Consider the following 15,202-nt stretch of genomic DNA (forward strand, 5'->3'; position numbering starts at 1 on the left):
CTCGGGCTCGTTCAGCCGCCCAGCTTGTCCAGGTCGACGACGTCCTTGTCGGCCGGCGGCGCGGCCTTGACCGGCTTGTCGTAGTCGGTGAACGTGAGCGCGGCGGGCTCCTTGGCGGACTTGGTGACGAGCTTGAGCACGTACGGCTTGCCCTCGGTCGCGACGTAGAGCGTGTACTCGTCCTTGCCGTCCGTCTCGGTGACCGTGAACGCGGGCGTGCCGTCGACCGTCGTCGCCCTGCCCTTGCGGGCGAGGGTGTCGTTGCTCTTGAAGTCGGCGAGCAGCGAGTCGAGGTCGCAGAACTCCGCCATGTCCTTGGCGTCGGGGCTGTCCGCCTTCGACTTCATCCAGCGTCCCGCGAGCATCTTCACGACGGCGTCCGTGTCCGCCTTGGACTCGCCCTCGCTCTGGGCGCGCAGGAACGCCTCGTCGGACTTGAGGTACACGGTCGGGCCCGTCTTGATCAGGTCGACCTTGCCCTGCCCGTTCATGCCCATCGAGCCGGTGCACTCGCCCCGTCTGTCGAGGGCGACGTCGAGAGCGATCTGCCCGCCCTCCCCGTCGGCCGCGTCGCCCTTGATGGTGAGGGACGAGGCGCCGCGGGTGGCCTTCATGGCCTTGTTGGCGATCTGCGGTCCTGACAGGTCGGCGAAGGGGGCCTTGGGCTTGTCGCCCGAGCCCGATGCCTCGCCGGGGCCGCCGGGTCCGCACGCGGTGAGGGAGACGGCGGCGGTGACGAGGGTGAGGCAGAGGGCGGCAAGTGTGCTGCGGCGCATGGGAGTTCCCCGGGAAGTGGTTGAGGTGGTGGAGGCGGAGCGGTGGTGCGCGGCCGTCAGAAGTTGCCGTTGGTGATGATCTCGCCGTCGGCGTCGTAGACCGTGACGAGGCCGTTCTTGCTGTCCTTCCAGTCCGCGAACGCGGAGGCGATCAGCTTGGAGGGGCCGGAGCCCTCGCCCATCAGGCCGCCGGTGAAGTCGGTGTAGACGTCGGCGCTGTCGAGGATGTCGTTCTGCTGGTCGGCGCCCTGGATCTTGAGGACGTGGGCGACGGCGTCCTTCTCCTTGGGCGTGCCGTTCTTCGCCACGAAGGCCTTGAACTGCTCGGCCTGCGAGGCCTTCGACGCGCCCTTGTCGCCGGCGGACGACTTCTCACCGCTCCCGGCCGAGCCGCCCGCGTTCTTGTCCGCGGCGGCGGAGGTGCCGCCGCCCTTCCCTCCGTTGCCGTTGCCGTTGCCGTCGTCGCCGGAGCCCGAGTTCGCCGATACGACGCCGATCACGACGATCCCGACGACCGCACCCAGCGCGACCTTGGTCTTCATGCCCATGGCTGATCCCCCCACAGAAGGCGGCCCCTCGATTCCGGCGGCCGCTCGTTTCGATGAGTCAATAAGAACAGAGCTTGTGAACCGAGTCAACACGGTTCACAAAGGCGAGTGTATACACGTCCGTGAATGGGGCGCTTACGCGTTCGCGGGTATGCTCGGCGCCACAGTCATGTGGGGGAGCCGAGGGGAGCACGCCGGGTGCAGGACAACGCCACAGAAGTGACCGCGGCCGGGATCGCCCGGCTCGCGGGGGTCGGCCGCGCCGCCGTCAGCAACTGGCGCCGCCGCCACCCCGACTTCCCCAAGCCCGTCGGCGGCACCGAGACCAGCCCCTCCTTCGCCCTCGCCGACGTCGAGAACTGGCTCCGGGAGCAGGGCAAACTCGCCGAGGTGCCCCTGCGTGAACGCGTCTGGCAGCAGCTCGCCGGACACCCCGCGGGCCCCGGCGTCGCCCTCCTGCACACCGGCTGCGTCCTGCTCCTCGTGCACGACCGGCCCACCGACTGGCTCGAACTCGCCGCGGTCTCCGACGAACAACTCGCAGCCCGCCTCCCGGCCGCCCTCGACGACGTCCTGACCCCGCGCTTCGGCCCCCGCGACGAGCGCGCCGTCCGCCTGCCCGACGCCGTGCTCCCGCCCTCCGTCCCGCTGCTGCGCGGCGCCGCCGAACTCGCCGCGGAACTGGGCGCCCGCCAGACGTACGAGTTCCTCCTCGGCCGCCATCTCGACGCCAACCCGCGCCAGTACACGCTCACGCCCGCGGGCCCCGCCCAGCTCATGGCCGCCCTCGCCGGACCCGCCCGCACCGTCCTCGACCCGGCCTGCGGCACCGGCGCCCTGCTGCGCGCCGTACGCGACCTCGCACCCGAACCGGACCAGCGCCTCTACGGCCAGGACAGCGCCCCCGACCTCGCCGCCCTCACCGCGCTGCGCCTCGCCCTCGGCACCCCGGCCACTGACGGCGCCACCGTGCGCACGGCGGCCGGCGACACCCTGCGCTCCGACGCGTTCCCCGACGTCCGCGCCGACGCCGTCCTCGCCCACCCGCCGTTCAACGAACGCAACTGGGGCCACGACGAACTCGCCTACGACGCCCGCTGGGAGTACGGCTTCCCGGCCCGCACCGAGTCCGAACTCGCCTGGATCCAGCACGCGTTGGCCCGACTGCGCGAGGGCGGGAGCGCCGTCCTGCTGATGCCGCCCGCCGCCGCGTCCCGCCGCTCGGGCCGCCGCATCCGCGCCGACCTCCTGCGCCGCGGCGCCCTGCGCGCCGTGATCGCCCTGCCCGCGGGCGCCGTCCCGCCCAACAACATCCCGCTGCACCTGTGGGTCCTGCGCAGGCCCGGCGCGGGCACATCACCCGCGCCCGAACTCCTCCTCGTCGAGACGACCGGGGGCGGCCCGGCCGGCTCCGGCGACGGACGCGACAAACTGCCGTGGGAGCAGGTCCAGCAGAGCGTCCTCGACGCCTGGCGCCCCTTCGACCGCGACGGCACCATCGAGGAACTGCCCGGCATCGCCCGCTCCGTGCCCGTGATCGAGCTGCTCGACGACGAGGTCGACCTCGCGCCCGCGCGCCGGCTGCCGCCCCCGGCCGCGGGCGGCGGCGCCGAGGAGCTCGCCGCGGTCCGCACCCGCCTCGGCGACACCCTGCGCCTCACCGCCGACCGCGCCCCCGACACCCCGCCCGCCGCGCAGTCCCCGACCCGCTGGCCCCGGACGACGGTCGGTGAACTCGCCCGCGCGGGCGCCCTGTTGCTGCGGACCACCACGGCGACGGCGGCGGCATCGGGTCCCGCCACCGGCGGCTCCGCACGCGTGCCCGTCCTCACCGACCACGACGTCCTCGCCGGAACCGCGCCCTCCGGCTCACCCCAGGGCGGGGACGAGGAACCCGTACTCGTCGAAGCGGGCGACGTCGTCGTCCCCCTGGCCGGCGGCGGCGCGGTCGTCCGCGTCGTGGACGAGGCCACCGCGGGCGCCGCACTCGGCCGCGGCCTGACCCTGCTGCGCCCCGACCGGGCAGCCCTCGACCCCTGGTTCCTCGCCGGGTTCCTGCGCGGCACCGCCAACAACCGGCAGGCCAGCAGCTACGCGTCCACCGCCACGCGCCTGGACGTGCGCCGCCTCCAACTGCCGCGCCTGCCGCTGGCCGACCAGCACCGCTACGGCGAACGCTTCCGCGCCCTGGCCGAGTTCGAGGACGCCCTGCGCCAGACCGCGCGCCTCGGCGAACAGCTCGTACGGGGCCTGCACGACGGACTGACGGACGGCACGCTCGGCCCCGAGTGACGCGATCGGCATCCGTACGACAACGGTTCCGTACAACCCGGCGCGGGTTGTCGGAGTCGGCCTATACGCTCGACACACAAAGGACCCGTCAGCAGGAACAGCAGGAGAAGCCATGCACGGCCAGGGCTACATGCCACCGCCACAGCGCCCGTCGCATGGCGTGCAGATCGCGTTGCGCGTCCTGTTCGTGGCGCTCGCCGTGCTGAGCATCGGCTTCCTCGCGTGGACGGCGCTGCTGCGCCTCGCGCTGACGACGCGCAGCAGGACGGACTGGATCATCTTCGCGTCCGTCGCCGCGCTCCAGGCCGGCACGATCTCGCTGCTCGCCACGGACCCGGGCGGCGACGAGTTCACGACGTGGCGGGGCGACGCGGGCATGACGATCCTCCTGATCACGCTCGCCGGAGTCGTCTCGTACTACCTGGTGGCCGACATCCGCCACGGCCGCAAGGAGCGCCTCGCGTTCTACAGCGGTTACGCGAGCGGATACCAGCCGCAGCAGCCGCCACTCCAGCAACCCGCGTACGGATATCCGCAGCGGCAGCCACAGGCACAGCCGCAGCATCAGCACTACGTGCCGCCCGCGCCGCCGACCGCGCCCCCGTCGTCGCCCGTGCACGACCAGCTCACCCAGACCGCGGGCCCGGCCCCCACGCCCGTGCCCACCCCCGCACCGCAGCCCCAGGCGCCGCCGCCCCACCGCATCGACCAGGTCCGCGCGGAGCTCGACGAACTCAGCGACTACCTGCGAAAGCAGGAAGGCGGACGGTGACCCACCCCCTGAACGCGTCCGGCGGACAACTCGTCGCCGGGCGCTACGAGCTGTCCACCCTCATCGGCCAGGGCGGCATGGGCCAGGTCTGGACGGCGTACGACCAGCGGCTCGACCGGCGCGTAGCCGTGAAGCTGCTGCGCCCCGACCGCGTCGCCGGCCAGGAGGCCGACGAGCTGCGCCGCCGCTTCGTGCGCGAGTGCCGCGTCACCGCCCAGGTCGACCACCCCGGCCTGGTCACCGTCCACGACGCGGGCACCCAGGGCGAGGACCTCTACCTCGTCATGCAGTACGTCGACGGGGCCGACCTCTCCGACCACCTCGCCGAACACGACCCCTACCCATGGCAGTGGGCGGTCTCCGTCGCCGCCCAGCTGTGCGCCGTCCTGTGCGCGGTGCACGCCGTGCCGATCGTGCACCGCGACCTCAAGCCGCGGAACGTGATGGTCAAGCAGGACGGCACCGTCACCGTCCTCGACCTCGGCGTCGCCTCCGTGCTCGACACCGACACCACCCGCCTCACCCACACCGGCTCCCCCATCGGCAGCCCCGCCTACATGGCGCCCGAACAGGCCATGGGCGGCGCTGTGGGCCCCTACACCGACCTGTACGCGCTCGGGGTGCTGCTGCACGAACTCCTCAGCGGAGACGTCCCGTTCGCGGGCTCCACCGCCCTCGGCGTCCTGCACCGCCACCTCTACGAGCCGCCCCTGCCGGTCCGCCGGCTGCGCCCCGAGGTCCCCGAAGCCCTGGAGGCGCTCGTCCTGCGCCTCCTCGCCAAGGACCCGCAGCACCGGCCCGCCTCCGCCCAGGAGACGTACGAGGCCCTGCTCCCGCTGCTGCCCGCGCGCGGCGTGCCCAGCGGCGGCCCCCTCGACCCGACCCGCCCCTTCCTGCGCCCGCACGCCCCCTGGCCCGACCGCGCCCGCACCCCCGCCCCGCAGCCCGCCGCGCCCACACCCCACACCGACAAGCCGGACGTCGCGGGCGCCGTCGACGAGGTCAAGCGCCTCCTCGGCGAGGGCCGCATCACCCAGGCCGTCGACATCCTCGGCGCGATCCTGCCCGCCGCCGCGGCCCAGCACGGCGAGCACTCACCGGTCGTCCGGACCCTGCGCAAGCAGTACGCCGCCACGCTCATGGACGACGGCCAGTACCGCCGCGCCCTGCCCGAACTGCGCCGCCTCGCCGACGAGCGGGCCGCCGAGGCGGGCCAGGCCGACCCTCAGTCCCTCCAGTTCCGCTACGAGGCCGCGCAGTGCCTGGAACAGCTGGGCGAACCGGCCGCCGCACTAGCCGAGTACCGCGCGCTCCTGCCGTACTACGAGAACCAGTACGCGACGACGGACCTCACGTTGCCCCTCGAAGTCCGGCGCCGCATCGGCCACTTGCTCCTCGCCCTCGGCGACCGGGCCGCCGCGCACGACACCCTCGTACGCCTTCTGCACGACGCGGAGCGCGTGCACGGGCCCGGACACCCGATCCCGGCCGAAATCCGCCGCACCTTGCAGTGGCTGGGGCAGGTCCGGGGCTGAGCCGGGGCGGGCCGGGAGCGGGGGAGTGCCTCAACTCCCGGCGAATCGTTGGGTCGAATAGGTGGCCGAGAGCACGGCCACTGCCTAACATCGATCACCGCCGGACTTTGTGCACCGACGCACAAACTCTTCGCAGGGAGGCCCTACCTTGCACCGCAGCAACAGCCGCCGCACCGCACTCGTCCTCGCCACCGCCGCCGTAGCCGCGGTCCCCCTCCTCACCGCCTGCGGCAGCGACGCGCATCCCGGCGCCGCGGCCGTCGTGGGCAGCGATCGCATCAGCGTCTCCCAGCTGGAGAACCGGGTGAACGAGGTGCGCGACGCCCAGCAGGCCGCCACCAAGGACGACCAGCAGTACGAGCAGGCCATCGCCAAGTCAGGCACGCTCACCCGGAACACGCTGCACTCCATGGTCTTCGACCGTGTCCTGCACCGGGCGGCCGCCGACGCGGGCGTCACCGTGACCCGCAGGCAGATCCAGGAGCGGGAAGCCGCTATGAGGCAGCAGGCCGGCGGCGCCCGGCAGCTTGAGCTCGCCCTGCTCGAGCAGTACAACATCGCGCCCGAGCGCATCGCGGACAGCGCCCGCACCGACCTTGAGGTGATGGGCCTTGCCCAGAAGGTCGGCGCGAACATGCAGTCCCAGTCCGAGACCGACCAGGCCCCCTTCTGGAAGGCGCTCGACCAGGCCTCCAAGGAGCTGAACGTCGACCTGAACCCGCGCTACGGCACCTGGGACATCGCCAAGAGCCACGGCCGCGCCGACGCGAAGACCCCGTGGGTGCGCGAGGTCACGTCCCCGAAGACGGGGGACCAGCAGACGGCGTAGGGCCTCTCGCCCGATGCGCGGCAGGCGGCCTGGGTTACGTTCGAGACGTGAACCCCGAGAACCCCGAAAACGCTGCGAACGCTGCGAACGCAGAGAACGCTGCGAACGCACCCGCCGCCGCCCCGACCGGCCGCATCGTCCTGCTCACCACGAGCCACCGGGTCGCGCCCGGCCTGCTGTCCTGGTCGGCCTGGCAGCTGCTGCACGCCGCCGACGACGTGCTGTGTGCCGACGCCGCGCACCCGCAGCTGCCGTATCTGCGGGAGGCCGGCATCGAGGTGCGGGAGGCGGCGCCGAACGCCCACGAGCTCGTCGACGCCTGCGCCGGGGGCCGCACCGTCGTGGTCGTCGCCACCGCCGAGGGCGACCGGCGCCTGACCGACGGTCTGGCCACCCTCGCCGGGTCGGGCCGCGTCTCGATGCCCGACCTGGAACTGCTCCCGGCCTCCTACGACCTGCCGGGCGCCCGCCTCCTCGATCTGGTCCAGGTCATGGACCGCATCCGCCGCGAGTGCCCGTGGTCCTCGCAGCAGACCCACAAGGGACTGGCGAAGTACGCGATCGAGGAGGCGTACGAACTCGTCGAGGCGATCGAGGACGGCGACCGGGACGAACTGCGCGAGGAGCTCGGGGACGTACTCCTCCAGGTCGTCTTCCACGCCCGCATCGCCGAGGAGGCGTCCGGTGAGGAAGGGGACGAGGCGTTCTCCGTGGACGACGTCGCGGGCGGCATCGTCGAGAAGCTCATCCACCGCCACCCGCACGTCTTCGGCGACGACACGGCCCTCACCCCCGAGGACGTGAAGGAGCACTGGCTGCGCACGAAGGCCGTCGAGAAGCAGCGCGAGTCCGTCACGGACGGCGTACCCGTCGGCCAGCCCGGCCTCGCACTCGCGGCGAAGCTCGGCTCCCGCGTCCGCACGGCCGGCCTCGACGTGCCGACGCCGGGCGGCGAGGGCATCGGCTACGAACTGCTCGCACTCGCCCTGCGCGCCGAGGCCGACGGAGTCGACCCCGAGGCGGCCCTGCGAGCGGCGGCCCGCGCGTACCGGGACGCGATCCGCGGCGCGGAGGGGCTGGGCTAGAACCGGTCGGCGGTGGGGCCCGGCAGGAGTGGCGCGCCGCGCCGGATACCGTCGACGCGTGACCGACAAGCCCGCGCAGCGCACCGCTCCCGAACTCTTCACCTGGGAGTTCGCCACCGATCCGTACCCGGCCTACGCCTGGCTGCGCGAGCACTCGCCCGTCCACCGCACCACGCTCCCCAGCGGTGTCGAGGCGTGGCTGGTCACGCGGTACGCGGACGCGAAGCAGGCGCTGGCCGACCAGCGTCTGTCCAAGAACCCGGCGCACCACGACGAGCCCGCCCACGCCAAGGGCAAGACCGGCATTCCGGGCGAGCGCAAGGCCGAACTGATGACGCATCTGCTCAACATCGACCCGCCGGACCACACCCGCCTGCGCCGCCTCGTCTCGAAGGCGTTCACCCCGCGTCGGGTGGCCGAATTCGCCCCCCGCGTGCAGGAGTTGACGGATCAGCTCATCGACCGGTTCGCGGCCGAGGGTGAGGCCGACCTGATCCACGACTTCGCGTTCCCGCTCCCCATCTACGCGATCTGCGACCTGCTGGGCGTCCCGCGCGAGGACCAGGACGATTTCCGCGACTGGGCGGGCATGATGATCCGCCACGGCGGGGGCCCGCGAGGGGGCGTCGCGCGCTCCGTCAAGAAGATGCGCGGCTATCTCGCCGAACTCATCCACCGCAAGCGCAACGACCCGGGTGACGACCTCATCTCCGGCCTGATCCGCGCCTCCGACCACGGCGAGCACCTCACCGAGAACGAGGCCGCCGCGATGGCCTTCATCCTTTTGTTCGCCGGGTTCGAAACCACCGTCAACTTGATCGGCAACGGCCTGTACGCCCTGCTCACGCACCCCGAGCAGCGCGAGCGGCTCCAGCGGTCGCTCGCCCCGGGCGCCGCCGAACCCGGGCTCCTGGAGACCGGCATCGAGGAACTCCTGCGCTACGACGGCCCGGTGGAGCTGGCCACCTGGCGCTTCGCGACGGAGCCGCTGACCGTCGGCGGCCAGGACATCGCCGCGGGCGACCCCGTCCTCGTTGTCCTCGCCGCCGCCGACCGTGACCCGGCGCGCTTCGACGAGCCCGACACCCTCGACCTGTCCCGGCGTGACAATCAGCACCTCGGATACGGGCACGGCATTCACTACTGCCTCGGCGCGCCCCTCGCGCGCCTCGAGGGGCAGACCGCCCTCGCGACGCTTCTGACGCGCCTTCCGGACCTGCGACTCGCGGGGGAACCTGCCGATTTGCGCTGGCGTGGCGGGCTCATCATGCGGGGATTGCGCACGCTTCCGGTCGAGTTCACGCCGCATCAGGCGGGCCCGGACAAAGCCTCGTAGCTGACGGATCGTCAAGACTGTGACTTTCACGTGATCTCCGCTGCATCGACTTGTGACAAGCGTTCGACTCCCGCTACGTTCACCAGTCATCGCGGCACCACCCGCCGCAGCATTCCCCCAGCCCCCGAAAGGCGCCTCCATGCTCACCGGGAACGGTCGTCACCGTCGCCCCCGCCAGGCTCCCGCGCTCATCGTCGCCGCAGGAGTGGCCGGCTCCGCCATCGCGATCCCTCTGCTTGGCGCGACCAGCGCGAGCGCCGCGTCGACGGCCACGTGGGACAAGCTCGCCGAGTGTGAGAGCGGCGGCTCCTGGAGCGCCGATCCGGGCAACGGCTATTACGGCGGGCTCCAGTTCTCTCAGGAGACCTGGGAGAACTACGGCGGCCTCGACTTCGCGCCGCGCGCCGACCAGGCCAGCCGCTCGCAGCAGATAGCCGTCGCCGAGAAGGTCCTCGACGACCAGGGCCCGCGGGCGTGGCCGGTCTGCTCGGTCACCTCGGGGCTCACGGCGGACGACGCCGCGGCCGAGGTCGACCCCGGTGCGGCCCTGCCGACCCCGTCGGCGTCGGCCGGTGACTCCGGGAGCGACGACGCGGCGAAGGGCGACGCGAGCGACGAGCCGTCGGACTCCGCGTCCTCGGACGCGAAGGACGACTCCCGAGAGAAGAATCACGACAAGTCGGGCGATACCGCAGGTAACGCCACGGATGTCGCTGAAGCTGACAAGTCCGGCCAGGACGGCTCGACTTCGACCCCCGACGAGTCCTCCCCGGAGGCCTCGGGCGGCTCGGACTCCGCCACGCCGCCCGCCGCCGGCCGGCACCGCGGCGGCGCCGCTAAGGACGACACCGCCGGCTCCTCGCGCGCCGACGACGGCGCGGGCCGCCACGCCTCGCGCGGTGACGAAAACGGTCGTAAGGCCGCAAATCCGGACGAAGATACCTATACGGTGCGCGCCGGTGACAACCTCTGGGACATCGCCGACACCCATGACGTGGACGGCGGATGGGCCGCTCTGTACGCCGGGAACAAGGAGGCGGTGGGTGCCGACCCGGACCTCATCCTTCCTGGTCAGAGTCTGGATCTTGGGCTCGAATCGGGCGAAAAGTAGCGGCAGTTCGGGCTGAATGTCCGCTTTGGTGAGAGTGAGAGATGGGTCTCAAAGGCCCTGATCGTCTTTGAAATTAGGGCGATCCGCTGCTTACGGTCATCACCGCTCGCCACAGCGGGCCCCGTCGGATGTCACGCCGAATCCTGCCAATGTCCGTACGGGAACAGTCGTCGCGTAAGCGCCGTAGGCAGGAGCGGGGGACCCAAGGTAAGTGCCGGTCCCGGCCGTTGAGAGACGGCCGGACGACCGGCTTGGGGTTAAGTCGCACGCAAGACGTGCGACCGGGCACTCATCCGGCCCGAACCCGACAGCTCACCTCGTAGGCGTCGGTGAGGGGATCTCTCGATGCTGTTTTCCAGCAAGGGCAAGCACCGCCGCCCGTCCAAGGCCGTCCGTGTCGCCACGCTCGCCGGTGTCACCGGTGCCGCTGTCGCCGTCCCGCTGATGGGTGCCACCGGTGCCTCCGCCGCCACCGCCTCCGAGTGGGACGCGGTCGCGCAGTGCGAGGCCGGCGGCAACTGGTCGATCAACACCGGGAACGGCTACTACGGCGGCCTCCAGTTCTCCTCGTCCACGTGGGCCGCGTACGGCGGCACCGCGTACGCCTCCACTGCCGACAAGGCCTCCAAGGCGCAGCAGATAGCCGTCGCCGAGAAGGTCCTGGCCAGCCAGGGCAAGGGTGCCTGGCCGAGCTGTGGCGTGGGCCTCTCCGCCGCCTCGACCGGCTCCGCCGCCCCCGCGCCGGCCGCCCCGCAGCCGCAGGAGCGCAAGGCCGAGCAGCCGACCACCCGCAGCCAGGAGCGCACGACGCCCGCCGCTCCGAAGCAGGAGTCGAAGAAGACCGTCGAGACCCCGGCCGGAAAGAAGGTCAAGAAGGGTGACGGCGAGTACAAGGTGAAGGCTCACGACACCCTCAGCACCATCGCCGAGACGCACCACGTCAAGGGCGGCTGGGCGAAGCTCTTCAAGCTGAACAAGGACATCGTCGAGGACGCCGACCTGATCTACCCGGGCCAGCAGCTCCACCTCAAGTAGGCGACACGGGCCGGCGGCTCCGCCTCGAGCGAGTCGTAGCGAGTAATAGAGGAGAGCCGCAGCCCTCAGGCCGCTCGGGTACCGGCTTTCGGCGGATGGCCGGTACCACGCAAGGTCCCCAAGGACTCCCCGCCCCGGGTGCGCATTCCCCCGTCGCGCCCGGGGCGGGGCTTTGGTGTGTGAGGGGTCCTGGTTTTTCGTCCGTTGTCGGCCGGGGCTTTTTGTTCCGTTCGGAAACAATTCGCTCTCGGTTTTGTCCACGGGCCGGTCTGTCGTCCGGCTGATGGCCCGGAGCCGGATAGGCTCGTGTGTTGCCGGACCAAGCGGCCCGGCGTAGTTGCGTCACATCCCAGAAGGAGATGCTCGTGCCGTCCATCGACGTCGTCGTAGCCCGGGAAATCCTGGACTCCCGAGGCAACCCCACGGTCGAGGTCGAGGTCGGCCTCGACGACGGCAGCACCGGTCGTGCCGCTGTCCCGTCCGGTGCGTCCACCGGCGCGTTCGAGGCCATCGAACTCCGCGACGGTGACCCGAACCGCTACCAGGGCAAGGGTGTCGAGAAGGCCGTCCTCGCTGTCATCGAGCAGATCGGCCCGGAGCTCGTCGGCTACGACGCCACCGAGCAGCGCCTGATCGACCAGGCGATGTTCGACCTGGACGCCACCGACAACAAGGGCTCGCTCGGCGCCAACGCCATCCTCGGCGTCTCCCTCGCCGTCGCGCACGCCGCCTCCGAGGCCAGCGACCTGCCGCTCTTCAGGTATCTGGGGGGCCCGAACGCGCACCTGCTGCCCGTCCCGATGATGAACATCCTCAACGGTGGGTCGCACGCCGACTCCAACGTCGACATCCAGGAGTTCATGATCGCGCCGATCGGCGCGGAGTCCTTCTCCGAGGCCCTCCGCTGGGGCGCCGAGGTCTACCACACCCTCAAGAAGGTGCTGAAGACCAAGGGCCTGTCCACCGGCCTGGGCGACGAGGGCGGCTTCGCCCCGAACCTCGGCTCGAACCGCGAGGCCCTCGACCTCATCGTCGAGGCCATCAAGCAGGCCGGTTACGTCCCCGGCGAGCAGATCGCGCTCGCGCTCGACGTCGCCGCGTCCGAGTTCTACAAGGACGGCAAGTACGAGTTCGAGGGCAAGTCCCGCTCGGCCGCCGAGATGACCGAGTACTACGAGGAGCTCGTCTCCGCGTACCCGCTGGTCTCCATCGAGGACCCGCTGTACGAGGACGACTGGGCCGGCTGGAACGTCATCACCGAGAAGCTGGGCGACAAAGTCCAGATCGTCGGCGACGACCTCTTCGTCACCAACCCCGAGCGCCTCGCCCGCGGCATCGAGGAGGGCTCCGCCAACGCCCTGCTCGTCAAGGTCAACCAGATCGGTTCGCTGACCGAGACCCTGGACGCCGTCGAGATGGCCCAGCGCAACGGCTTCAAGTGCATGATGTCCCACCGCTCCGGTGAGACCGAGGACGTCACCATCGCCGACCTCGCCGTCGCGGTGAACTGCGGCCAGATCAAGACCGGCGCCCCGGCCCGCTCGGACCGCGTCGCCAAGTACAACCAGCTCCTGCGCATCGAGGAGATCCTCGACGACGCCGCGGTCTACGCCGGCCGCAGCGCCTTCCCGCGCTTCAAGGGCTGAGCCACACAGGCTTCGGTAGAAGCGTCGTACGTACGTCCCCGCACCCGGTCCCGTACCGTGTGCGGGGACGTACGCACGTAAAGGGGAGGCGCGAAGATGGCCGGGAGAGTCCGGGACAGGGACCGTGACCGGTTCTCCACCGCGACCCGGCTGCGTCTGCTCGGCGAGCAGACCGCCGAGCGCGTCTACCGCTCCCAGACCAGACGCCAGGCCCGCCGCTCCCGCCTCACCGGCCGCGCGGCACTCCTGGCCCTCGTCCTGTGCACACTGGTCGTCGCGCTCGCCTACCCCATAAGGCAGTACGTCTCCCAGCGCGGGGAGATCGCCGACCTCCAGCGCCAGCGGCAGGAGGCCCAGAGCAGGGTCGACCGGCTGCGCGACGAGAAGGCACGCTGGCAGGACGACTCGTACGCCGAGCAGCGGATCCGCGACCGGCTCCACCTGGTGATGCCGGGCGAGACCGGCTACATCGCGCGCGACCCCGACGCTGTGAAACGCACCCGCTCCGAGCAGGGCGCGGCGGGCCGGCCCTGGTACTCGAACGTCTGGGACGGCGTCGACAAGGCCGACCGCCCCGACAACTGACCCGCCACACCGAAGCCCGAAGCCCGAAGCGCCGAAGTCTCCACCCCCTGAAGTCCGCAGTACCTCTGAAGTCCGCAGTACCCCACCGAAGTTCACTGAAGGAAAGCCCCCAGGCATGGACACGCCCCCGCCCCAGACCGAGCCGACCACGCCCACGGACGCCGACATCCAGGCGTTCAAGGAGCAGCTCGGCCGCCCGCCGCGCGGCCTGCGGGCCATCGCGCACCGCTGCCCGTGCGGCAACCCGGACGTGGTCGAGACGGCCCCGCGCCTCGAGGACGGCACGCCCTTCCCGACGACGTACTACCTCACGTGTCCGCGGGCCGCGTCCGCGATCGGCACCCTGGAGGCGAACGGCGTCATGAAGGAGATGACGGAGCGTCTCTCGACGGACCCCGAGCTCGCGGACGCGTACCGCAAGGCGCACGAGGACTACATCGCGCGCCGCGACGCCATCGAGGTCCTGGAGGGCTTCCCGAGCGCGGGCGGCATGCCGGACCGGGTGAAGTGCCTGCACGTCCTGGTCGGCCACTCGCTGGCCGCGGGACCGGGCGTGAACCCGCTCGGCGACGAGGCGATCGCGATGCTGCCCGAGTGGTGGGCGAAGGGCCCGTGCGTGTCGGCCGCGCCCGAGGAGAGCGAGTGACCCGGGTCGCCGCCGTCGACTGCGGCACGAACTCGATCCGTCTGCTCGTGGCCGACGCCGACCCGGTGACGGGTGAACTCGTCGACCTGGACCGCCGGATGACGATCGTGCGGCTCGGGCAGGGCGTGGACCGCACGGGGCGGCTCGCGCCCGAGGCGCTGGAGCGGACCTTCGCGGCCTGCCGCGAGTACGCCGAGATCATCAAGGCGCACGGCGCCGAGAAGATCCGGTTCGTGGCCACGTCCGCGTCCCGCGACGCCGAGAACCGGGACGACTTCGTGCGCGGAGTCATGGACATCCTGGGCGTCGAGCCCGAGGTCATCACCGGTGACCAGGAGGCCGAGTTCTCCTTCACCGGCGCGACGAAGGAGCTGACGGGCCGGGCCGACCTCGACAAGCCCTACCTGGTCGTGGACATCGGCGGCGGCTCGACGGAGTTCGTCGTCGGCGAGGACACGGTCGTGGCCGCGTACTCCGTCGACATCGGCTGCGTCCGTATGACGGAGCGCCACCTGGTGGGGGAGGACGGCCAGATCACCGACCCGCCGACGCCCGCCCAGATCGAGGCGATCCGCGAGGACATCGTCGAGGCCCTGGACCTGGTCACGCAGCTGGTCCCGCTGACCGCGGCCCGCACGCTCGTGGGCCTCGCCGGCTCCGTGACGACGGTCGCGGCCCTCGCGCTCGGCCTGAGCGAGTACGACTCGGTGGCCATCCACCACTCCCGCATCTCCTACGAGCGGGTCGCCGAGCTGACGGACTGGCTGCTGACGTCCACGCACGACCAGCGCTCCTTGAACCCGGTCATCCACCCGGGCCGCGTCGACGTCATCGCCTCCGGGGCGCTGGTACTGCGCCTGATCATGGAGTGGATCGGCGCCAAGGAGGTCGTGGTGAGCGAACACGACATCCTCGACGGCATCGCCTACAAAGTGGCAGAAGACATCGAAGCGGGCCGAAAGGGTGACTGACCTGCGGTGATGTACGACCAGTGGCCCCGGTTCAT

At 71.5% G+C, this 15,202-nt stretch carries 14 protein-coding genes and 1 riboswitch; of the genes, 12 read left to right on the forward strand and 2 right to left on the reverse strand.

Going from position 1 to position 15,202, the window contains the following annotated elements; genetic code table 11:
• Nucleotides 1–11: 11 nt before the first annotated feature.
• Together AC07EJ_RS15105 and AC07EJ_RS15110 are read right to left on the reverse strand one after the other, a co-directional pair.
• Nucleotides 12–776 carry a hypothetical protein gene (locus AC07EJ_RS15105; RefSeq protein ID WP_389477623.1) on the reverse strand — a complete coding sequence of 255 codons (765 nt, stop codon included), beginning with the start codon at nt 774–776 and terminating at the stop codon, nt 12–14.
• Nucleotides 777–832: 56 nt separating this feature from the next.
• Nucleotides 833–1,324, reverse strand: coding sequence for a hypothetical protein (locus tag AC07EJ_RS15110; RefSeq protein WP_478884361.1), 492 nt, complete (start codon nt 1,322–1,324; stop codon nt 833–835).
• A 198-nt stretch (nt 1,325–1,522) separates the two neighbouring features.
• Here AC07EJ_RS15110 and AC07EJ_RS15115 point away from each other — a divergent pair, with 198 nt between their 5' ends.
• The 12 genes from AC07EJ_RS15115 to AC07EJ_RS15170 all read left to right on the forward strand — a co-directional run bounded on the left by AC07EJ_RS15115 (nt 1,523) and on the right by AC07EJ_RS15170 (nt 15,167).
• Complete coding sequence (locus tag AC07EJ_RS15115) at nt 1,523–3,616, forward strand: N-6 DNA methylase (RefSeq protein WP_389477619.1); 2,094 nt, start codon at nt 1,523–1,525, stop codon at nt 3,614–3,616.
• Nucleotides 3,617–3,728: 112 nt separating this feature from the next.
• Nucleotides 3,729–4,388: a hypothetical protein gene (locus AC07EJ_RS15120; protein WP_389477617.1), complete on the forward strand. Its 660-nt coding sequence runs from the start codon at nt 3,729–3,731 to the stop codon at nt 4,386–4,388.
• 50 nt (nt 4,389–4,438) lie between these two features.
• Entirely contained in the window at nt 4,439–5,923 is a 1,485-nt protein-coding gene (locus AC07EJ_RS15125) for a serine/threonine-protein kinase (protein ID WP_389478071.1), read from the forward strand.
• Nucleotides 5,924–6,071: 148 nt separating this feature from the next.
• Entirely contained in the window at nt 6,072–6,752 is a 681-nt protein-coding gene (locus AC07EJ_RS15130; protein WP_389477614.1) for a SurA N-terminal domain-containing protein, read from the forward strand.
• A 47-nt stretch (nt 6,753–6,799) separates the two neighbouring features.
• Complete coding sequence (locus AC07EJ_RS15135) at nt 6,800–7,837, forward strand: nucleoside triphosphate pyrophosphohydrolase (RefSeq protein ID WP_478884362.1); 1,038 nt, start codon at nt 6,800–6,802, stop codon at nt 7,835–7,837.
• Between the two features lie 58 nt (nt 7,838–7,895).
• On the forward strand, nt 7,896–9,173 hold the full coding sequence (locus AC07EJ_RS15140) for a cytochrome P450 family protein (protein ID WP_478884363.1): 1,278 nt from the start codon (nt 7,896–7,898) through the stop codon (nt 9,171–9,173).
• Nucleotides 9,174–9,312: 139 nt separating this feature from the next.
• Nucleotides 9,313–10,284: a transglycosylase family protein gene (locus tag AC07EJ_RS15145; RefSeq protein ID WP_478884364.1), complete on the forward strand. Its 972-nt coding sequence runs from the start codon at nt 9,313–9,315 to the stop codon at nt 10,282–10,284.
• A 169-nt stretch (nt 10,285–10,453) separates the two neighbouring features.
• A riboswitch (cyclic di-AMP (ydaO/yuaA leader) is annotated at nt 10,454–10,625 on the forward strand.
• Nucleotides 10,626–10,629: 4 nt separating this feature from the next.
• Nucleotides 10,630–11,319: a transglycosylase family protein gene (locus AC07EJ_RS15150; RefSeq protein WP_389477605.1), complete on the forward strand. Its 690-nt coding sequence runs from the start codon at nt 10,630–10,632 to the stop codon at nt 11,317–11,319.
• Nucleotides 11,320–11,678: 359 nt separating this feature from the next.
• On the forward strand, nt 11,679–12,965 hold the full coding sequence (eno, locus tag AC07EJ_RS15155) for a phosphopyruvate hydratase (RefSeq protein WP_116512577.1): 1,287 nt from the start codon (nt 11,679–11,681) through the stop codon (nt 12,963–12,965).
• A gap of 96 nt (nt 12,966–13,061) precedes the next feature.
• Complete coding sequence (locus AC07EJ_RS15160; protein ID WP_389477602.1) at nt 13,062–13,550, forward strand: FtsB family cell division protein; 489 nt, start codon at nt 13,062–13,064, stop codon at nt 13,548–13,550.
• A gap of 115 nt (nt 13,551–13,665) precedes the next feature.
• A complete protein-coding gene (locus AC07EJ_RS15165) occupies nt 13,666–14,196 on the forward strand; it encodes a DUF501 domain-containing protein (RefSeq protein WP_100597908.1) in 531 nt (176 codons plus the stop codon).
• On the forward strand, nt 14,193–15,167 hold the full coding sequence (locus AC07EJ_RS15170; RefSeq protein ID WP_478884365.1) for a Ppx/GppA phosphatase family protein: 975 nt from the start codon (nt 14,193–14,195) through the stop codon (nt 15,165–15,167). The genes AC07EJ_RS15165 and AC07EJ_RS15170 overlap by 4 nt, the downstream gene beginning before the upstream one ends.
• The last annotated feature ends 35 nt before the right edge of the window (nt 15,168–15,202 follow it).

Source organism: Streptomyces sp. NPDC045026 (assembly GCF_056432625.1).

What these genes read in the sequence shown, in the direction of transcription:
- AC07EJ_RS15105 (WP_389477623.1), bottom strand. Translation starts at nt 776, where the DNA reads ATGCGCCGCAGCACACTTGCCGCCCTCTGCCTCACCCTCGTCACCGCC.
- AC07EJ_RS15110 (WP_478884361.1), bottom strand. Translation starts at nt 1,324, where the DNA reads ATGGGCATGAAGACCAAGGTCGCGCTGGGTGCGGTCGTCGGGATCGTC.
- AC07EJ_RS15120 (WP_389477617.1), top strand. Translation starts at nt 3,729, where the DNA reads ATGCACGGCCAGGGCTACATGCCACCGCCACAGCGCCCGTCGCATGGC.
- AC07EJ_RS15145 (WP_478884364.1), top strand. Translation starts at nt 9,313, where the DNA reads ATGCTCACCGGGAACGGTCGTCACCGTCGCCCCCGCCAGGCTCCCGCG.
- AC07EJ_RS15150 (WP_389477605.1), top strand. Translation starts at nt 10,630, where the DNA reads ATGCTGTTTTCCAGCAAGGGCAAGCACCGCCGCCCGTCCAAGGCCGTC.
- eno (WP_116512577.1), top strand. Translation starts at nt 11,679, where the DNA reads ATGCTCGTGCCGTCCATCGACGTCGTCGTAGCCCGGGAAATCCTGGAC.
- AC07EJ_RS15160 (WP_389477602.1), top strand. Translation starts at nt 13,062, where the DNA reads ATGGCCGGGAGAGTCCGGGACAGGGACCGTGACCGGTTCTCCACCGCG.
- AC07EJ_RS15165 (WP_100597908.1), top strand. Translation starts at nt 13,666, where the DNA reads ATGGACACGCCCCCGCCCCAGACCGAGCCGACCACGCCCACGGACGCC.